Origin of the sequence: Aquamicrobium sp. NLF2-7 (assembly GCF_022359935.1) — a bacterium.
In the GTDB taxonomy this organism is placed as follows: Bacteria; Pseudomonadota; Alphaproteobacteria; order Rhizobiales; family Rhizobiaceae; genus Mesorhizobium; species Mesorhizobium lusatiense.
Genome location: NZ_JAKSED010000001.1, coordinates 323,021 through 342,523 on the forward strand (window position 1 = coordinate 323,021; position 19,503 = coordinate 342,523).

The 19,503-nt window shown below is 60.7% G+C and carries 14 protein-coding genes; 12 read left to right on the forward strand and 2 right to left on the reverse strand.

Translation table 11 applies throughout. The features are described from left to right. Positions 1-127 precede the first annotated feature (127 nt). The 4 genes from MIC97_RS01580 (at position 128) to MIC97_RS01595 (ending at position 7,320) form a co-directional block, all read left to right on the forward strand. Positions 128-1,636: an NAD(P)H-hydrate dehydratase gene (locus MIC97_RS01580; protein WP_239798588.1), complete on the forward strand. Its 1,509-nt coding sequence runs from the start codon at positions 128-130 to the stop codon at positions 1,634-1,636. A gap of 72 nt (positions 1,637-1,708) precedes the next feature. After that, positions 1,709-4,492 carry a valine--tRNA ligase gene (locus MIC97_RS01585; protein WP_239798589.1) on the forward strand — a complete coding sequence of 928 codons (2,784 nt, stop codon included), beginning with the start codon at positions 1,709-1,711 and terminating at the stop codon, positions 4,490-4,492. 424 nt (positions 4,493-4,916) lie between these two features. Continuing rightward, positions 4,917-6,056, forward strand: a complete 1,140-nt coding sequence (locus MIC97_RS01590; protein WP_239798590.1) for an aromatic hydrocarbon degradation protein — start codon at positions 4,917-4,919, stop codon at positions 6,054-6,056. Between the two features lie 472 nt (positions 6,057-6,528). Then, positions 6,529-7,320, forward strand: a complete 792-nt coding sequence (locus MIC97_RS01595) for a tetratricopeptide repeat protein (RefSeq protein ID WP_239798591.1) — start codon at positions 6,529-6,531, stop codon at positions 7,318-7,320. A 135-nt stretch (positions 7,321-7,455) separates the two neighbouring features. On the opposite strand, the gene xth is transcribed toward MIC97_RS01595, so the two are convergent. After that, positions 7,456-8,250, reverse strand: a complete 795-nt coding sequence (xth, locus tag MIC97_RS01600; protein WP_239798592.1) for an exodeoxyribonuclease III — start codon at positions 8,248-8,250, stop codon at positions 7,456-7,458. Between the two features lie 118 nt (positions 8,251-8,368). Between xth and MIC97_RS01605 the strand changes: the two genes are divergently transcribed. After that, on the forward strand, positions 8,369-9,859 hold the full coding sequence (locus MIC97_RS01605) for a nucleobase:cation symporter-2 family protein (protein ID WP_239800997.1): 1,491 nt from the start codon (positions 8,369-8,371) through the stop codon (positions 9,857-9,859). A 67-nt stretch (positions 9,860-9,926) separates the two neighbouring features. Here the strand turns inward: MIC97_RS01605 and erpA are convergent, their stop codons facing one another. Next, positions 9,927-10,256, reverse strand: coding sequence for an iron-sulfur cluster insertion protein ErpA (gene erpA, locus MIC97_RS01610; protein ID WP_239800998.1), 330 nt, complete (start codon positions 10,254-10,256; stop codon positions 9,927-9,929). Positions 10,257-10,379: 123 nt separating this feature from the next. On the opposite strand from erpA, the gene MIC97_RS01615 reads away from it, so the two are divergent. The 7 genes from MIC97_RS01615 (at position 10,380) to MIC97_RS01645 (ending at position 19,484) form a co-directional block, all read left to right on the forward strand. Beyond that, on the forward strand, positions 10,380-11,624 hold the full coding sequence (locus MIC97_RS01615) for a deoxyguanosinetriphosphate triphosphohydrolase (protein WP_239798593.1): 1,245 nt from the start codon (positions 10,380-10,382) through the stop codon (positions 11,622-11,624). An 81-nt stretch (positions 11,625-11,705) separates the two neighbouring features. Then, entirely contained in the window at positions 11,706-13,463 is a 1,758-nt protein-coding gene (argS, locus tag MIC97_RS01620) for an arginine--tRNA ligase (protein WP_239798594.1), read from the forward strand. Positions 13,464-13,564: 101 nt separating this feature from the next. Then, a complete protein-coding gene (locus tag MIC97_RS01625; RefSeq protein WP_239798595.1) occupies positions 13,565-16,357 on the forward strand; it encodes an SPOR domain-containing protein in 2,793 nt (930 codons plus the stop codon). Positions 16,358-16,469: 112 nt separating this feature from the next. Beyond that, positions 16,470-17,489 (forward strand): beta-N-acetylhexosaminidase, encoded by a 1,020-nt coding sequence (gene nagZ, locus MIC97_RS01630; RefSeq protein WP_239798596.1) that lies wholly within the window; start codon positions 16,470-16,472, stop codon positions 17,487-17,489. A 101-nt stretch (positions 17,490-17,590) separates the two neighbouring features. Then, positions 17,591-18,388, forward strand: coding sequence for a ScpA family protein (locus MIC97_RS01635; RefSeq protein ID WP_239800999.1), 798 nt, complete (start codon positions 17,591-17,593; stop codon positions 18,386-18,388). Further along, positions 18,385-19,110 (forward strand): SMC-Scp complex subunit ScpB, encoded by a 726-nt coding sequence (gene scpB, locus MIC97_RS01640; RefSeq protein ID WP_239798597.1) that lies wholly within the window; start codon positions 18,385-18,387, stop codon positions 19,108-19,110. The genes MIC97_RS01635 and scpB overlap by 4 nt, the downstream gene beginning before the upstream one ends. 158 nt (positions 19,111-19,268) lie before the next feature. After that, a complete protein-coding gene (locus MIC97_RS01645) occupies positions 19,269-19,484 on the forward strand; it encodes a twin-arginine translocase TatA/TatE family subunit (protein WP_183829579.1) in 216 nt (71 codons plus the stop codon). Positions 19,485-19,503 lie beyond the last annotated feature (19 nt).

Consider the following 19,503-nt stretch of genomic DNA (forward strand, 5'->3'; position numbering starts at 1 on the left):
AAAAAACAGGCATGGTGGACATTTCGTGAGCGGAGAGACGGTGGCAAAGCCATCGTCGCAAGCGCGCCCGGATGCTAATATGGAAGCTGGGCGCTGTGCCTGAAGCGGTAACTGCGGGAATCTACCCATGAAAACCGAACTTCTTTCGCCGACGGAAATGGCTGAGGCCGATCGCAGGGCGATCGTGGCCGGACCGTTCGACGGCAAGGGGCTGATGCGCAATGCGGGCACAGCGGTGGCGCGGGAAGTGATGCGACATTACCCGGCTGCCGAACAAGTGCATGTGCTGTGCGGTCCCGGTAACAATGGCGGCGATGGTTATGTGGTGGCAGGCCTGCTTGCCGAAAGCGGCATGGCTGTTTCGCTGTGGGCTTCGGAAGAGCCGCGGCCGGGAAGCGATGCCGCCGTCGCGGCTGCAGAATGCCCGCTTCAGCCCGCACCGCTTGCCGCATTCGATGCCGATGCGGGGGCGGTCATTGTCGATGCGTTATACGGGGCCGGCCTGTCCAGGCCAGTGGAGGGCGATTGCGCCCGCGCGATCGAACTGGTCACGGCGAGGGGCTTGCCGGTGGTCGCCATCGATTTGCCGTCTGGTGTTTCGGGCGCGAGCGGAAAAATCACCGGGCCGGCGTTCCGGGCGGCGCTGACGGTCACTTTCGCCCGCAGGAAACCCGGTCATCTGCTGTTGCCGGGCAGGGACCATTGCGGGGAGGTTGTTCTGGCCGACATCGGTATCCCGGACGCGGTGATCGCGGAACTCAACGTGCGCACCTTTGCCAACGCTCCAAAACTGTGGTTGCCGCATTTTCCGGTGCCGGGCGTAGATACCCATAAATACCGGCGTGGCCATGTCGGCATCTTTTCAGGCGGACCGGCTTCAACGGGCGCCGCGCGTCTTTCCGCGCTTGGCGCAGCGCGTAGCGGGGCAGGGGCGGTCACGGTCCTGTCGCCGGCAAATGCGCTGGCGGTGAACGCTATGCATCTGACCTCCATCATGCTGCGCAAGGCCGATGAAGTCGCTGAGCTGGGCGCATATCTAGCAGATCGTCGGCCATCAGCCTTCGTGCTTGGTCCCGGTTTCGGCGTAGGTGACAAGGCGCGGGAGTTCACGCTGGCGGTGCTGGCCTCGCGCTCGGGAGCCGGGGGAATGGTGCTCGATGCGGACGGCATCACCTCGTTTCGGGATGAGCCGGCAGCTCTGTTTGAGGCGGCGGACGCGGAAGGCGCGCCGGCGCTGGTCCTGACGCCGCATGATGGCGAGTTTGCGCGGCTGTTCCCTGATCTGGCGTCAGAGGAAGACCTGTCCAAGCTGGAACGCTCCCGGCAGGCGGCCGCACGGGCGCATGGCGTCGTCGTTACCAAGGGGGCGGATACGGTCATTGCTGCGCCCGACGGCCGTGCCGCCATCAACTCCAACGGCGCGCCGTGGCTGGCGACAGCGGGTTCTGGCGACGTTCTGGCGGGGCTGGTAGCCGGGCTTCTGGCACAGGGCATGCCGGCCTTCAAAGCGGCCTGCGCGGCCGTATGGATGCATGCCGAGGCCGGCAGTCGCTTCGGCCCGGGTCTGATCGCCGAAGACCTGCCACAGGCGATTCCGCCCGTATTGGCGGAACTTGTCGCTTCGGCGCGCCGTTGACGCGCGGTTGACTTGTAGCTGCCCATCCGATTTACCGTGAAAACCAGTTCCCGACAGTCCGGACCCCATTTGATGCTTGAAAAAACCTACGACGCGAAGACCGTCGAACCCAGAATTGCCGCCACGTGGGACGAGGCCGACGCGTTTCGCGCCGGCGCCGGTGCCGAGGAAGGCGCTGAATCCTTCGCCATCGTCATTCCGCCGCCCAATGTCACCGGCTCGCTGCATATGGGCCATGCGCTCAACAACACGCTGCAGGACATCATGGTGCGCTTCGAGCGCATGCGCGGCAAGAATGTTCTGTGGCAGCCGGGCATGGACCATGCGGGCATCGCCACGCAGATGGTGGTCGAGCGCCGTCTGGCGGAAAAGAACATTCATCGCCGCGATCTGACCCGCGAAGAATTCATCGACAAGGTGTGGGAGTGGAAAGCCGAGTCTGGTGGCTCGATCTTCAACCAGCTCAAGCGGCTGGGCGCATCCTGCGACTGGTCGCGCGAGCGCTTCACCATGGATGAAGGCCTGTCGAAGGCAGTGCTGGAAGTCTTTGTCACCCTCTACAAGGAAGGGCTGATCTACAAGGACAAGCGCCTTGTGAACTGGGACCCCAAGCTGCTCACCGCGATCTCCGACCTTGAGGTCGAGCAGAAGGAGATGGACGGAAATCTCTGGCATTTCCGCTATCCCGTCGAGGGCGAGACCTATGACCCTGAAAACCCGGCCACCTATGTGACCGTCGCCACCACGCGTCCCGAGACGATGCTGGGCGATACGGGCGTTGCCGTTCACCCAGATGACGAGCGCTACAAAAATCTGGTCGGGCGCAATGTCGTGCTGCCGATCGTCGGCCGGCTGATCCCGGTGGTTGCCGATGAGTATTCCGACCCGGAAAAGGGAACCGGCGCGGTCAAGATCACGCCGGCGCACGACTTCAACGACTTCGAGGTCGGCAAGCGCAACAACCTGCGTGCCATCAGCATCCTGACAACCGAAGCGAAGATCGATATCCGAGACAACGAGGATTTCCTCGAAGGTGTCGAGGTCACGCCTCTGCGCGAGGGCGTGTGGGAACAGCTCCATGGCCTCGACCGTTTCGAGGCGCGCAAGCTCATCGTTCAGATCATGGAAGAGGGCGGTTTCCTCGCAAAGATCGAGCCGCACCGCCACATGGTTCCCCACGGAGATCGTGGCGGCGTGCCGATCGAGCCGCTGCTGACTGACCAGTGGTATGTGAATGCCGCCGAACTGGCGAAGCCGGCTATCGCATCGGTTCGTGAAGGCCGCACCAACTTCGTGCCGAAGAACTGGGAGAAGACCTATTTCGACTGGATGGAAAACATCCAGCCATGGACGATCTCCCGTCAGCTCTGGTGGGGACATCAGATCCCGGCCTGGTACGGACCGGACGGCCATATCTTCGTAGAAAAAAGCGAGGAAGAGGCGCTGAACGCGGCCATCCAGCATTATCTCGCCCATGAAGGCCCTTGGAAGGCATGGGTCGAGGAACGGCTGGAGAATTTCGAGCCGGGCGCGATCCTCACCCGCGACGAGGATGTGCTGGACACATGGTTCTCCTCGGCGCTGTGGCCGTTCTCGACGCTTGGCTGGCCGGATCAGACGCCTGAGCTGAAGACCTATTACCAGACCGACGTGCTGGTGACCGGCTTCGACATCATCTTCTTCTGGGTCGCCCGCATGATGATGATGGGCCTGCACTTCATGGACGAGGAGCCGTTCCACACGGTCTATGTCCATGCGCTGGTTCGCGACAAGAACGGCGCCAAGATGTCGAAGTCCAAGGGCAACGTCATCGACCCGCTGGAACTGATCGACGAATACGGCGCCGATGCGCTGCGCTTCACGCTGACCATCATGGCCGCGCAGGGGCGCGACGTGAAGCTCGATCCCGCCCGCATTGCCGGCTATCGCAATTTTGGCACCAAGCTGTGGAACGCCACGCGCTTCGCACAGATGAACGGCGTGGCGCGCAATGACGATTTCTGGCTTGGCGATGCGAAGCTGGCGGTCAATCGCTGGATCCTCACGGAACTGACCCGCACTGCGCGTGCTGTTACCGAAGCCATTACCAGCTATCGTTTCAACGAGGCCGCGGGCGCTGCCTATCGCTTCGTCTGGAATCTGGTCTGCGACTGGTATGTCGAATTGCTGAAGCCGGTTTTCATGGGGGACGATGAAGCCGCCAAGGTCGAAAGCCGCGCCTGCTTCGCCTTTGTTCTGGATGAGATCTACAAGCTTCTGCATCCGATGATGCCGTTCATGACCGAAGAACTGTGGGCACAGACGGCGGGCGAGGGGCGTGAGCGTTCGACGCTGCTGTGCCACGCTGCATGGCCGGCTCCCGAGTTCGAGGATGCAGAGGCAGCTGGCGACATCAACTGGCTGGTCGATCTGGTTTCCGGCATCCGCTCGGTTCGCTCGGAAATGAATGTGCCGGCAGCCGCAATCGCGCCGCTGGTCGTGGTGGAAGCCAATGAGACCACCCGCGAACGCCTTGTCCGTCATGAGACGGCCATTCGCCGGCTGGCGCGCGTGGGCGATATTGCGCTCACCGACACCGCTCCGAAAGGCTCGGCACAGCTCGTTCTGGGTGAGGCAACGATATGTCTGCCGCTCGGCGATCTGGTTGACCTCAAGGCCGAGGAAGCGCGCCTCAAGAAGGAAGTGGCCAAGGTTACCGAGGAGATCGCCCGCATCGCGAAAAAACTCTCAAACGAGAAGTTCGTCGCCAATGCCCGCGAGGATGTGGTGGCGGCGGAGCGGGAGAAGCTGGCGGAGTTCGAGGAAGCGCAGGCACGGCTTGCCATGGCTCTCGAACGGGTGCGCTCAGCCGGTTAAACAATCAGGGCAGCTTGCTGTTGCTGAAAGACCCGAAAACCCTGCCCGGTTTTCGGGTCTTTTTGTTGCGCGATTCGCGTACTCTCAAAACTTCCGGTTGCGCTTTGAGGCCTCATTTCGAGGCCCTCCCGTAACGTAAGAATTGACGTATACGGAAGATTAGGCCCCATTGTTGCCATAATGTAACAATGGGGCCTTTTTCTCTCGAAAACGGCCTGTTTTGGAGTATCCCGTATAACATGCCGGGCAATTTCAAGGCTTGCGATGCTGAAAAATTGGGTTTTCAGGCGCCTGCTCAAGATGACGGCAAGTCTGGGGACAGTCGTCGGATTTTACCGTACTTGTACGGTGTACACAACGGTGTTGCATCGCGCCGTCTAATTGGTTCTACCTAGAAATCAGGAACTTTCGGGGAGAGGACTTCATGGTTATTAAGGGTATCGCGACGCTTTCCGGAGCAACCGCGCTTTCTCTTCTTGCGATGGCTGCAGCCAATGCTGGCGGTTTTTCGCGTGGAACCGCAGATACGGATATTCTGTTCGAGCAGGGCAATTTCAACGTCCGCACCAGCGTGACCGTGGTGAGCCCCGAGCGCAAGATCAAGAGCGGCCCTTCGAACATCGGACACGATTACGCAGACACTTACGTGATGCCGTCTCTGGCGGCCAAGTTCCGCCTGTCGGACAATGTGTCCTGTGCGGGCACGATTGCGAACTCGTTTGGTGCGGCATCATCTTTCGATGCGCCGCGTGCGCAGGCGCCCGTGGCTCCCTACACCTATTATGGCAAGCTGGAAGAGACCTTCACCGTCACGGAATACGCAGCGACATGTGCTGTGGGCTTTGATCTGAGCAAGGGAAGATTTTCTGTCATTGCCGGCGCCTATGTCGACGATTTCGATTACGACCTCAGCGTAGTTATTCCCGGCGCTGGTGGTGCACCCACGCCTCTGCCTGTCGAGCTTGGCGGCACCGCGTGGGGCTGGCGTGGTGGACTTGCCTATGAAATTCCGGACATCGCTCTTCGTGCACAGGTGCTTTATCGTTCGGGAACGAAGATCGAAGCTTCTGGTGTTGCAGCTGGCGGACTTTTGCCAGCTGAAGGCAATGGCAAGCTTCCGCAGAGTGTGGAAGCAAAGTTTCAGACCGGTATTGCACCGGGCTGGCTTGCTTATGGCTCAGTGAAATGGACTGACTGGTCCGTAAACAAGACCCTTACGCTCGACGTAAATAATGGTTTTTTCAAAACTGAGAACAAGTACTTCTGGCGCGATGGCTGGACCATCATGGGCGGTATCGGTCATTCGTTTAACGACCAGATTTCCGGAACCGCGTTTCTCATGTGGGACCGTGGAACTTCTACTGGATACGACCTTCATGGAGACGTTATCACCCTCGGGGCTGGCCTGATCATGAAGGACGGGTTCGGCGAACTGCGTCTGGGCGGTGGCGTCTCCCGCGTCGGATCCGTCGAAGAAACTGCTTACAGTGCTACGAATGGTAATTACGCCGTCGGCAGTGGCTGGTCCGTTTCCGGTCTTGCAGGCTACAGCCTCAAGTGGTGAGTTGATCTCCTGAATGACATAAAAGCCCGGCATTGCCGGGCTTTTATCTTTTAAGATCATATGTTTGTCGGGTTTTTCGGAATCTGTCTCCGAACGGCTGTTCACCTTCGGTTAGCGACGTCTTCAGTTTGTGGTGAATCTGCAACAGTCGTTCAACTTCCCTTGTGCTAGGCCTGCCGCAACGAGAACCGCCCACTTCCCGCCATAAACCGGAGGCACTTCGTTAAGGCCCCGGAAAAACAAGCGGCAAGAAAAAGGGGTCCGCAGGTATTTTCAGTTGTGGTTTCATCAACGGATGATGAGACAGGCTGGCAGTGTGGTAGGCGCAAGGAAGAGTATGGAAGTCCCGGTTATTTCCCGCTCAGTTTCGATGTTGCTTCCCCGCGCGGGAAGAGATGCCGGCGTGCGGCAACAGCCGGCTCATTTCGTGGCAACCCATTCCCGACAGATTTCGGGAGTGTTGCGCTCATGTATGCTGGGCACGGTGATAGCCTGTGCCTCCCTGTCTGCTGTCGAGCCCGCACTTGCCTTTGACGACAAGGTGTTCGACGACAAGACGGGTGTGAAGCCGAAATCCAATCCGTTTGCCGTTTTCCGTTTTGGTTTCTCCGCCTATCACAGCGGCCATAAGGAGCAGGCGGTTGAGGCATATCGCTATGCTGCGGAAAATGGCCAGATCGGCGCAACGTGGAAGCTGGCCCGCATGTATGCCGAGGGCGATGGTGTCGCCCGCAACGACTATGAAGCCTTCAAGTTTTTCAGCGAAATCGCCGAACAGGATGTCGAGCCGGGTTCGCCTGAGGAAAGCTATGTTTCCGATGCGCTGGTTGCGCTGGGAGACTATATCCGCAGAGGGATACCCGGCACACCGGTCCAGCCGGACGCGACCGCTGCGCAGGAATATTTCATGCGCGCGGCAGCCAATTACCGCAACCCGAATGCCCAGTACGAAATGGGCAGGATGTTCCTCAACGGCGAGGGTGGCGTGAAGGCAAGCACAAGGCAGGCCGGCCGCTGGCTGCAGCTTGCCGCCGAAAAGGGGCACGCGGGCGCGCAGGCAACGCTCGGCAATCTGCTGTTTCACAGCGGCAAGGCGGTTCGCGGTCTGGCTTTGATGACTGTAGCGCTTGAGCGTGCCCAGCCTGTCGATCAGGGCTGGATCCGCAACATGCAGGAAGAGGCCTTCGCCCTGGCGCCGGAAGCCGACCGCCGCACGGCTATCGCTCTGGCCGATGACATGCTGACCAAGGGCATCAACCAGTAACTGACCGGGCGCAGCCCGGCGCGTCCGCTGCTCAAAGCCAAACGCGCCGGCTGATCACAGCCAGACGCGATTGTGATTCTTTTTCCGCAGGATGCGGGCTTCGCTTGAATCGTTACCTTTGCTTCACGAAGCGCTTCAGGCAGCTTCCAGCCTGAGTTCCACAGCCGCCGGCACATGATCGGACGGCTTTTCCCACGCCCGCACATGTTTCTCGATCGATGCCGAACCGAGCATGTCAGCCGCCTCCGGCGACAGGAGCAGGTGATCGATACGGATGCCGTTGTTCTTCTGCCAGGCGCCGCCCTGATAATCCCAGAATGTGTAGACGTCCGGTTCGTCGGTAACCGCGCGCACCGCCTCGGTAAAGCCGAGGTTCTCCAGTCGCCGGAATGCCTGCCGGGTCTGAGGCTGGAAAAGTGCGTCGTTGACCCACGCTTCGGGATGTCTTGCGTCGATCGGCTCAGGAATGACGTTGTAATCTCCTGCCAGAACAAGCGCCTCTTCCAGAGCAAGGCGCTCGCGCGCCCAGTCTTCAAGGCGTTGCATCCAGGCGAGCTTGTAGGGAAACTTCACCGGGTCATCGACCGGATTGCCATTGGGCAGGTAGAGCGAGGCGACGCGCAGCGCGCCTTTTGGCGTTGAAAAAACGCCTTCGATGAACCGTGCATGGTCGTCGCCATCGTCACCGGGCAGGCCGCGATTGACCTCGTCGAACGGCAATCTGGAAAGCAGGGCAACGCCGTTGAACCCTTTCTGGCCGTGCGTTTCGACATTGTAGCCCAGCGCCTCGATCTCCAGACGGGGGAACTGTTCATCGACGCATTTGATTTCCTGCAGGCAAACGACGTCCGGAGCGCTCTCCTGCAGCCAATGGGTGAGATTGCCGATACGGGCCCGCACGCCGTTGATGTTCCAGGTGGCAATCTTCATGAAATTCTCGCGACTATTTCAAACAGTTCTTGATAGCATGTCGGTTTGATTGAGATCATCCTGCACTATCGCGGCAGTCTATGGAACCCGTTTCAGCTGTCGCGCAAAGGGAGGGACCATAATGTCAACAGCATCGACGCATTCCGTCGACGAGATGCTGCCTGCGCCGCGTTTGTTTACGCTCGGCCTTCAGCATGTTCTTGTCATGTATGCAGGCGCTATTGCCGTGCCGCTCATCGTGGGCAGGGCGCTTCAGCTTGAACCGGCCGACGTCGCATTCCTCATTTCCGCGGATCTGTTCGTCTGCGGCATTGCCTCGATCCTGCAATCCATGGGCGCAACGCAATGGTTCGGCATCAAGCTTCCGGTGATGATGGGCGTAACCTTTGCAGCCGTTGGCCCCATGGTTTCCATGGCCGCGGCAAATCCCGGCTATGAAGGCGCGCGCATGATCTTCGGCGCCATCATCGGGGCCGGCATCATAACCGTGCTCATCGCTCCCTTTGTCAGCCGCATGTTGCGGCTTTTCCCGCCTGTGGTCACGGGAACGATCATCCTCGTCATCGGGGTGTCGCTGATGAAGATCGGCATCAACTGGATATTCGGCATGCCGTTCGGGCCTACGGCGCCGAAGATCATCAACCCCGAACATGCGGCATGGCTGAATTCGGTGAAGGAGGCGGCAGGGGCCGCCGGCTCGACGCTGCCGCCTGTGCCGGCCGGGATGGGGCTGGCGCCCAGCATTCCGAATGCGGCCTATGCGCCCGTATCCAACATCGTGCTTTCGCTGGTCGTGCTTGGCGTCATCATCGGTGTCGCGCGCTACGCGAAGGGCTTTCTGTCGAATGTAGCCGTTCTCGTCGGTATCGTAGCCGGCGGTGTCATTGCGGCATCGCTCGGTATGATGCATTTCGACAAGGTGGCCAACGCCGCGTGGTTCGCGCCGATCGCGCCGTTCCATTTCGGAATGCCGATCTTCGATCCGGTCCTCATCATCACCATGGTTCTGGTGATGATCGTGGTGATGATTGAGTCGACGGGCATGTTCCTGGCCCTCGGCGACATGACGGAAAAGAAGATCACCCAGCCGATGCTGTCGGCAGGCCTGCGCATGGACGGTCTCGGCACCGTGCTTGGCGGCATCTTCAACACCTTCCCCTATACGAGCTTTTCGCAGAATGTCGGTCTGGTGGGCGTTACCGGCATTCGCAGCCGCTTCGTTTGCGTGGCGGGCGGCGTCATCATGGTGGTTCTGGGCCTCATCCCCAAGATGGGTGCGCTGGTGGAGGCGCTCCCCACGGTGGTGCTCGGTGGTGCGGGTATCGTCATGTTCGGCATGGTGGCGGCAACCGGAATCCGCATTCTGTCGGCCGTGGATTTCAAGGCCAATCGCAACAACCTGTTCATCGTGGCGATTTCGCTGGGCTTCGGCATGATCCCGGTCGTGGCGCCCGACTTCCACATCTGGCTGCCGAAGGCCATCGGCCCGCTGGTGGACTCCGGCATCCTGCTGGCATCCATTGCCGCCGTGGCGCTCAATCTGGTCTTCAACGGCGCCACCGGTGATGCACAGGGCCTGCGCAAGGCCGCCATGTCGGCCGAAGCCTGAGTTCGGATCGCGGATCAACACGAAAAGGCCGCCCTTGGGCGGCCTTTTTCTGTGGCAGAATGCTGCGTCAGATGGAGAAACTGGTTCCGCAGCCGCAGGAAGCCACGGCGTTCGGATTCCTGATCTGGAACGACTGGCCCATCAGGTCGTCGACGAAATCGATGACGGAACCGCCGAGATAGACCAGAGAAATGTCGTCGATCAGCACTGTTGCGCCATCTCTCTCGATGGCGACGTCACCCTCATCGGGGCCTTCAACGAGATCGAACTTGTAGGAGAAGCCGGAACAGCCGCCACCTTCGACGGAAACGCGCAATGCGCTTTTGCCCGGGTCGCCGGAAACGATCCTGGCGATCCGCTTTGCTGCGGCTTCGGTTACTTCGACGTTGGAGTTCATCGCGGCGTTCGCGTTCACGGCGTCACCTTGCATTTGATTTCTCTTGATAGGTATGTACGCCGTGCCATCAAGTCAACAACTGGTCGCTGGCCATGAGTGCCCGTTGCGATCTGCGGAGAAAGTATGGGCGAGGCAAGCATCGGACAGGGTATCGCGAACGCCGCTTATGAGGGAATAGGCTTCGGCTACCGGCCGCGCGCGCCTTATGCAACCGATCCCGCCAGAACGCGGGGAAGGTTCGTGCCGGAGCCGGAAAGCCCGACCCGCACCCCGTTCCAGCGTGACCGCGACCGCATCATTCATTCGACCGCATTCCGGCGTCTGAAGCACAAGACGCAGGTGTTCATCGCTCATGAAGGCGACCATTTCCGCACACGGCTGACCCATTCCATCGAGGTGGCGCAGATTGCCCGGGCGCTGGCTCGCGCGCTGCGTGGCGATGAGGATCTCGCCGAGGCGGTGGCGCTCGTCCACGACTTCGGCCACACCCCCTTTGGCCATACCGGCGAGGATGCGCTGAACGCGAAGATGGCAGCCTGGGGTGGTTTCGATCACAACGCCCAGTCTCTGCGCATCGTCACCCGGCTGGAGCGGCGCTATGCGGAGTTCGACGGTCTGAACCTGAGCTGGGAAACGCTGGAAGGACTGGTGAAGCACAACGGGCCTCTGACCGGCGCGAACGGCGAGGGGCTTGATGGCGAGCTGCCGGCCACCATCCGCGCTTACAACGAACTGCATGATCTCGAACTCGATCGCTTCGCCGGGATAGAAGCCCAGTGCGCGGCGATTGCCGATGACATCGCCTATAACACCCATGACATCGACGATGGCCTGAGAGCAGGGCTTCTCGAACTGGACATGCTGGAGGATCTTGCACTGCCGGGCAAAATCCTGCGTCAGGTGAGGGAGCGCTATCCCGCTCTGGACGATGTGCGCGTCGGCCACGAACTGATGCGGCGTCAGATCACCATCATGGTCGAAGACGTGATCAGGGCCGCCACTGAAAATCTGGCGCGCCTGCGGCCTGAAAGTGCCGAGGCGGTGAGGGCGGCCGGTGAAACCATTGTCACCTTCACACCGGCCATGGCGGTGGAGGAAAAGGAACTGAAGGCGTTTCTCTACAAGCATCTCTACCGGCATCCGGAAGTCATGCGCGTGCGCGTCAATGCAGAGAAGATCGTCTGCGATCTGTTCGACGTCTATTTCTCCGACCCGCGCGCCATGCCGGAAGGCTGGCGAGAGGGGCTTGATCGCGCGGAAGATCGCATAAAGGCGCGTCATGTCGCCGATTTCCTCGCCGGCATGACCGATACCTACGCCGTGAAAGAGCACCGGCGTTTGTTTGACCACACGCCTGATTTGAGTTAGGCGCAGGAAAACTCACTTTTACGGTGATATGCACCTTAAAAGCGATTGCCTGACCCCAAGCTGTTATCGAAAGCCCCCCTCATGAACATCTTCGCCGACTTCACCGCGCGGATCATCAAAGCAGTCGAAGCGCTTGATCTGAAGGACAAGGACGGGGGCGTGCTTGATCTATCGCGCATCTCCGTCGAACCGCCACGGGATGCAAGCCATGGCGATCTGGCCACCAACGCCGCAATGGTGCTGGCCAAGCCGTCCGGACAAAATCCGCGCGCGCTGGCGGATCGAATCGTCGCGACGCTGAGTGAGGATGCCGATGTTGCCGGCGCTGAAGTGGCGGGTCCCGGCTTCGTCAATCTGCGCCTCACCGATGCATTCTGGCAGAAGCATCTGGCTTTCATCCTGGGCAAGGCCACCGATTATGGCCGCTCCACCGCCGGTGCCGGACGCAAGGTGAATGTGGAATATGTCTCGGCCAACCCAACCGGCCCCATGCATGTTGGCCATTGTCGCGGCGCCGTGGTGGGCGATGCGCTCGCCAACATCATGGATTTCTCCGGCTATGAGGCGACCAAGGAATACATCATCAACGATGCCGGTGCGCAGATCGACGTGCTCGGCCGTTCCGTTCTGCTGCGCTATCGCGAGGCGCTGGGCGAAAACATCGGTGATATTCCGGCAGGGCTGTATCCCGGCGATTATCTGGTGCCCGTGGGGCAGGAGCTTGCTTCGGAATTTGGCCGTAAGTTGCTGGAAATGCCGGATAATGAGGCGCTGGCAATCGTCAAGGATCGCACCATCGACGCCATGATGAAGATGATTAAAGATGATCTGGCGCTGCTCAACGTGCGCCACGACGTCTTCTTTTCCGAGCGCACCCTGCACGCCGACAATGCCAATGCGATCCGCTCGGCCATCAACGATCTGACCCTGAAGGGCCACATCTACAAGGGCAAGCTTCCGCCGCCCAAGGGTGAGAAGCCGGAAGACTGGGAGGATCGCGAGCAGACGCTGTTCCGCTCAACCGCTGTCGGTGATGATCTGGACCGAGCGCTGGTCAAGTCCGACGGCACCTACACCTATTTCGCCGCTGATGTTGCCTATCTGAAGAACAAGGTCGATCGCGGCTTCGTGGAGCTGATCTATGTGCTGGGCGCCGATCACAGCGGCTATGTCCGGCGTCTGGAAGCACTGGCGCGCGCGGTTGGCGGCGACAAGGTCAAGCTCACCGTTCTGCTTTGCAATCTGGTCAAGCTGTTCCGTGACGGCGAGCCTGTGCGCATGTCCAAGCGCTCGGGCGACTTCGTCACTCTGCGTGAAGTGGTCGAGGAGGTCGGGCGCGATCCGATCCGCTTCATGATGCTCTACCGCAAGAACAGCGAGCCGCTGGACTTTGACTTCGCCAAGGTCACCGAGCAGTCGAAGGACAATCCGGTTTTCTATGTGCAGTATGCTTCGGCGCGCTGCCATTCCGTGTTCCGTCAGGCGAAGGAGCAGACGGGCATCTCGGAGCCTGACCGCGCAACGCTTTCGGCTGCCGTTTCCGGCCTCACCGACGAGGGCGAAATCGGGCTGGTGCGCAAGCTTGCCGAATACCCGCGCCTGATAGAACAGGTCGCCTCCTCGCAGGAGCCGCACAGGCTTGCCTTCTACCTTTATGACCTTGCCAGCGCGTTCCATGCACACTGGAATCGCGGCACGGATAATCCGGACTTACGTTTTGTTAAGGTTAACGATCCACAATTGACCCTTGCCAGACTAGGGCTGGTGCAGGCCGTTGCGGATGTACTTCAATCCGGTCTGACGCTGATCGGGGCCGATGCACCGAAGGAAATGCGTTAGACAGCAGCGGAATACCTGTCACCATTTGCCCACATTGCGCTGGTAGGGGCCAACCTTACGCGACGTCGATGGCGTCCGATTGTGCGAGTTCGGGAACGACGATGGCAGACAGAACCCAGCTGAGGATAGCAGACCGCGACGATATCGCGGCGGATGATCCGTTCGCGGAGCTGACACGGATCATGGGCTTCGACCCGCGCGTGCCAGTGAAGCCGGACAATCAACCTCGCTTCGAAGACGTTGCTGACGATGATTTCACCATCGACCTTGAAAAGGAGTTGATGGGCGAGTTCGGCGAGGAACCGCAGGCTGCGGCCTGGCCGGAAGCCGGCAACGATGCTTCTGTAAGCTATGATGCTTCCGCAAGCTATGCAGGCACGGACACCGCCGCGCAGACGCATTCGGCTGCTGAGCCGGATTTCAATTTCGACGACATCTCGTTCGATGAGCCTGCCTTTGAGCAGCAAGCCGGCGCCCATTCGGAAGCGCCGATCGCCGCCGTGCAGAGCGCAGAGGCGGACTATCCGGATTTCGATCTTGCTCTGGAGCAGGAGCTGACGGTCGCCGGAACTGCCGACGCGGATCCCTTCGCCGACTTCGATGCCGCTCTCACCGATGAGCTGGCCGGACAGGCGCAGCCAGCAGATGATTTTGCCGTCTTCGACGATGCCGATTTCGCCTTTGAAGAACCTGCCGTTGCAGCGCCTGAGCCGCAGGCGCCCGCAGCCTCTGAGCAGGTTTTTGATGCTGGTGACGATTTTGAACGTCAGCTGGCTGCCGCGGTGTTCGATGAGCATCCTGCCGCATCTGCGGATGAGCCCGAATGGGATGCTGCCCCTGCCGATGGATTGCATGTTGCACCCCAATCCTATGAGCAGCCGCACGATGATTTTGCATATGCTCATGCCGACCTGCCTTCCGTTGAGGCGGAAGTGGCAGACGAAGCGCCGGCTCCCACCCTTGAAGATGAGCTGAACGCCTTGCTTAACCGCATGTCGGCACGCCCTCAGCCTGGCTACGAACCGGATTTCGAGCTGGAACGGCCTCTCGACGTTCATGTGGAGCATCAGACAGCCGCTGCCGATGTTTCGCAGCAGACTGCCGCGCCCGTATCTGCGCGTGATGATTTCGACCTGGATCTCGATCTCGGCGATTTCGGTTCCGAATCTGCGCAGAACGTTCAGCCGCAGTTCGAGCCGCAGACCCCGGCAGATCCTGTCGATGCACTGAAGTCCTTCATCCCGGCTGCCGCAACTGTCGCGGCGGCAACGCAGGCTCACAGCTGGAGCCGCAGCACGCCGTTCCTGCGCCCGCAGCAACAGCCTGCTGCAGCGACACAGCCGCAGGCTAGCGCCCAGCCTGACGTGCAGGCGAATGCTGCTGCATGGCAGCATCATCAGCCGCAGCCTTCGTCTGATGCCTATCAGGTTACCTCCGACGCCTACGTGCCTGAGACGCCCGCCGCAGCTCCTGTGGCGCACGAGCCGCCCGTGCCGCAGGCACCGGCCCGCCCGCCCGTTGCGGAGATTCCCGAGCTTGAGACCATCGATATTCCTGAGCGGGCCGTCGCTCTTGCCGATGATCTGGAAATTCCGGATGTGCCGTTCGAGCAGGATGTCGCAGAGCCGGCTTCCTATGATGATCTGGAAGCCGATTTCGCCGATCTTCTCAGCGATATGAACATCGCCGAAACTGAAGCCGCTCAACCTGCCGAACAGCAGGCTGACGTGTTTGCTGCGCCTGCTCAGAAACAGGCGGAAAATGCTGCCGCACAGGCGGCCCAGCCATCGTCATCCTATGACCGGACTTTTGACGAGGATTTCGACTTCGATTTCGATGCCGCTGCACAACAGTCCTATCAGCCTGCCGCAGCCGCGGCTGCGGATGACGGATTCGACTATGATCCCGATTATGGCGAGACCATTTCGGAAGCAGAGGAGAAGAAGCCGCGCAACCGTTTGTGGCTGGCCGGTGCGATCGTCGCCGCAGTGGCCGTCATCGGTGGCATAGGGGCGTTTGCCCTCTCTTTCGGCGGGGGTGATTCCGGCGATGCGCCTGTACTTGTCCGCGCCGATGACGCGCCGATCAAGGTCAAGCCGGAAAATCCCGGCGGCACCGTGATCCCCAATCAGGACAACAAGGTCTATGACATGGTTGCCAGGGGCGGTAATCCGGCGGCTCCCACTCAGGAAAAACTCGTCTCTGACGCCGAGAAGCCTGTGGATGTTGCCGCAAGGGCTCCCGAGGCGCGTGTGGTGGGCGAGGGTGCGCCGGCTTCCGCCAAGTCGGAAGAGCGCGTCGCTCCGGCTACCGTTGATGATGTCGCCTCTGAGGAAACGCCTGCCGTTGCGCCGCGCAAGGTTCGCACCATGGTCGTGAAGCCCGACGGCACGCTGGTGCCTCGTGAAGAACCCGCGCCGGCCCAGCAGGTTGCGGCGACCGAACCGCAGGACCCGGCGCCGCAGGCGGTGAGCGCTCCCGGTGCCGAGCAGACCGGTGCCGTGACGCCGGCGGCAAAGCCCCAGCAGTCCGCCAATACGCCTTCGGCAGCTCCTGTTGCTCCGCAGCGCCCTGCTGAGCAGCCCGTGAACATCGTTGGCGAGGTGAAGCCGGGGCAGGTCGCAGCACTCGATCCCAACGCGGCGGCAGCCGGAACATGGGCTGTGCAGATTGCTTCGCAGCCAAGCGTCGAGGCCGCCCAGTCCACCTATCAGGATCTGGCCCGCCGCTATGCCAGCGTGCTTCAGGGCCGCAGCGTCAACATCGTCAAGGCTGAAGTGGCCGGCAAGGGCACCTTCTACCGGGTCCGCGTTGCAAGCCAGTCGCGTGCCGATGCGATCAGCCTCTGCGAGAGCTACAAGGCCGCTGGCGGGAACTGCTTCGTTTCGAAATAAAACGCCTGCGAGCCAGACTTTTGAAAAAGGGCCGGTGCCACTATGCGCCGGCCCTTTTGCATGGGCGTGGCGAATGATTCCCTTTCCCGCACGAACCCGGTAAATTCGGGCCATGACCGAATCAAAATCACTTATTCTCGGCTGTGCCGGCCACTCGCTCTCCCGCGAGGAAATCCGCTTCTATCGCGGCGAATGTCCGTGGGGTTTCATCCTGTTCGCCCGCAACATCAGCGAGCCGGAGCAGATCCGTGATCTGGTGGCATCGATGCGCGATTGCGTGGGACGCGACGATGCGCCGGTGTTCATCGACCAGGAAGGGGGCAGGGTGCAGCGCCTGCGCCCGCCACTGGCCCCGAACTATCCGCCGGCTGCCGCGGTCGGTGAAATCTACCGGCGGGATCGCGAGGCCGGCCTGCGCGCCGCCTGGCTGCACGGCCGCATGCACGCCTTCGATCTTGCGCGTTACGGGATCAGCGCCGATTGTCTGCCGGTTCTGGATGTTCCGGTCGAGGGTGCCAGCGATGTCATCGGCCAGCGTGCCTATGGACGCGATCCCGAGGCGGTGGCCGCTCTTGGCCGCGCCTCGGCCGAAGGGCTGATGGCCGGCGGCCTGCTGCCGGTCATGAAGCACATTCCCGGCCATGGCCGGGCTTCTGCCGACACGCATTTCGAACTGCCGACGGTGCACGCCTCCTTTGATGCGTTGCGCAGACACGATTTCGCCCCGTTCACGGCGTTGAACGATCTGCCGGCGGCGATGACGGCGCATGTGGTGTTCAGCGCCATCGATCCGGCAGGGCCGGCGACCACTTCGGGTAAGGTTGTGGAGGAGGTGATCCGCGGCGAGATCGGGTTCGATGGCCTGCTGATCAGCGATGACATCTCGATGAAGGCGCTTTCTGGGGATTTCGGGGCCAAGGCAGCGGCAATCCTTGCGGCCGGCGTCGATATCGTTCTTCACTGCAACGGGGTCATGGAGGAGATGACTGCCGCCGCAGCGAAGGCAAAAGCGCTGGAAGGTGCGGCACGCAGGCGGGCCGACAGCGCGATGGCTGTCATCGGTGCGAACAATGAAGGTGCTGAAGACGAGCTTCGCGCCGAATTTGCGGAGTATTTCGCGGCGGTGGCCTGAGCCGCCGACAAGGGCTGCAAGGCGGCCCAACAGGCATATCGGAGCAATGGAACGTGGCGCAAACGGCAGCAGGTGATCAGAAGCCAGTCAGGCCAACGCCCATGGAGCGCCTGTGGGCGGATGGTGACGACGATCGCCGCACCGACGATCCTGCTCTTGTCGTCGACGTCGATGGATTTGAAGGCCCGCTTGATCTTCTCCTGCATCTGGCCCGTAACCAGAAAGTCGATCTCGCCCGCATTTCGGTGCTGGCGCTGGCCGAGCAATATCTCGTCTTCATCGACAAGGTGCGCGCGCTGCGACTGGAGCTTGCCGCCGATTATCTCGTCATGGCTGCGTGGCTGGCCTTCCTGAAATCGAAGCTGCTGATCCCGAAGCAGCCGGGTGAGGAGGGGGAAAGCGGCGAGGAACTGGCAGCAGTGCTGCAATTTCGCCTGCGCCGTCTGGAAGCGATGCGCGACGCGGCAGCAAGGCTGGTCAACCGAAACCGTCTCGGTCGCGATGTTTTCGCACGCGGCATGCCCGAACTCGTGATCGTTGAAAAGCGCAACCAGTATTCGGCAACGCTTTACGATCTTCTGAGCGCATATGCTTCCCAGCGTCAGCGGCAGGCCATCACCAATGTGCAGATCGCGAAGCGCGGCGTGTGGTCGCTGAAGCAGGCGCGCGATATTCTGACCCGCATGGTCGGCGAATTGCGCGACTGGACGGCGCTCGACAGTTTTCTCATCAAATATCTGGTTGCGCCGGCTGAGCGGCGCACGGCGATAGCGAGCTCTTTTGCCGCTTCTCTGGAGCTCGTTCGTGAGGGCTCGGTTGAGGTGCGCCAGCATGAACCTTTCGCCCCCATCTATGTACGGGCGCGCGACACCGGCGATTCCGGCGGAGCTTCATCATGAGAGAAGGCCGCAATGCCTCTGTGATCCCTTTTCCATTCGATGACGAGGGGGCAAATGAAAGCTCCCGCCGCGACATCGCCGAGGTGATCCGCATGGCCGAAGCGATCGTCTTTGCAAGCGCCGCACCGGTCAGCGAAAAGCAGCTTGCGGAACGTCTTCCCGCCGGGGTCGATGTGGCGGCCACCATGCGGCGGTTGCAGGAAATCTATGCTCCACGCGGCGTGAATCTTTTGCGTATCGGCGACGGCTGGGCGTTCCGTACAGCCGGCGATCTGGCATTTCTGATGAGCCGGGACACGGTGCAGCAGAAGAAGATGTCACGGGCCGCGCTCGAAGTTCTGGCCATCATTGCCTATCACCAGCCGGTGACACGAGCAGAGATCGAGGAAATTCGCGGTGTCGAAACCTCGAAGGGCACGCTCGACACGCTGCTCGAAACCGGGTGGGTGCGTATGCGCGGGCGGCGCAAGTCTCCGGGGCGACCAGTTACCTATGGCACGACGGAAGCTTTCCTCGATCATTTCTCTCTTGAGGAATTGCGTGATCTGCCGGGAATTGATGAGCTGAAGGGGGCAGGGCTCCTGTCCGGCCGCATGCCGGCCAATTTCTCCATACCATTGCCGCCGGTCGATGCCGATGCGCTGAGCGATGACGAGGACCCGCTGACAGATCTCGACCTTGAGGATCTGGGCCTGCTGACACCCCGTGTCACGGAAGATTGAAACCGTTGAGGGGCCAGGGTGCGCGCTTTTGCGCGGCATTGAGACCTGAAACTGCGTGACAATCTTAAATCAGTCGTGAACATAGCGCTGGTTGCGTTTGAAACTGAACGCGAAAACGCATAGATCAGTGTTCAGGAACACTTACGAGAGAGAGTGCAATGGGTTCGTTTTCGATTTGGCACTGGCTTATCGTGCTGGTGATCGTGCTGCTGGTTTTCGGCCGCGGCAAGATTCCGGAACTGATGGGCGATATGGCCAAGGGCATCAAGAGCTTCAAGAAGGGTATGGCCGACGACGATGACGACAAGCGCACTGTCGAACATCGCGCCGATGAAACCGTTTCCCCTTCCAAGGAAAAAGCTGGCAAGAGCTGATTCCATTTTCGCTTGTCAG

Bases quoted from the DNA above. Each gene is read 5' to 3' on its own strand.
- xth (WP_239798592.1), bottom strand. From the start codon at position 8,250: ATGAAGATTGCCACCTGGAACATCAACGGCGTGCGGGCCCGTATCGGC.
- scpB (WP_239798597.1), top strand. From the start codon at position 18,385: ATGAGAGAAGGCCGCAATGCCTCTGTGATCCCTTTTCCATTCGATGAC.
- MIC97_RS01635 (WP_239800999.1), top strand. From the start codon at position 17,591: ATGGAGCGCCTGTGGGCGGATGGTGACGACGATCGCCGCACCGACGAT.
- MIC97_RS01585 (WP_239798589.1), top strand. From the start codon at position 1,709: ATGCTTGAAAAAACCTACGACGCGAAGACCGTCGAACCCAGAATTGCC.
- nagZ (WP_239798596.1), top strand. From the start codon at position 16,470: ATGACCGAATCAAAATCACTTATTCTCGGCTGTGCCGGCCACTCGCTC.
- MIC97_RS01645 (WP_183829579.1), top strand. From the start codon at position 19,269: ATGGGTTCGTTTTCGATTTGGCACTGGCTTATCGTGCTGGTGATCGTG.
- MIC97_RS01580 (WP_239798588.1), top strand. From the start codon at position 128: ATGAAAACCGAACTTCTTTCGCCGACGGAAATGGCTGAGGCCGATCGC.
- argS (WP_239798594.1), top strand. From the start codon at position 11,706: ATGAACATCTTCGCCGACTTCACCGCGCGGATCATCAAAGCAGTCGAA.
- MIC97_RS01625 (WP_239798595.1), top strand. From the start codon at position 13,565: ATGGCAGACAGAACCCAGCTGAGGATAGCAGACCGCGACGATATCGCG.
- erpA (WP_239800998.1), bottom strand. From the start codon at position 10,256: ATGAACTCCAACGTCGAAGTAACCGAAGCCGCAGCAAAGCGGATCGCC.
- MIC97_RS01595 (WP_239798591.1), top strand. From the start codon at position 6,529: ATGCTGGGCACGGTGATAGCCTGTGCCTCCCTGTCTGCTGTCGAGCCC.
- MIC97_RS01615 (WP_239798593.1), top strand. From the start codon at position 10,380: ATGGGCGAGGCAAGCATCGGACAGGGTATCGCGAACGCCGCTTATGAG.
- MIC97_RS01590 (WP_239798590.1), top strand. From the start codon at position 4,917: ATGGTTATTAAGGGTATCGCGACGCTTTCCGGAGCAACCGCGCTTTCT.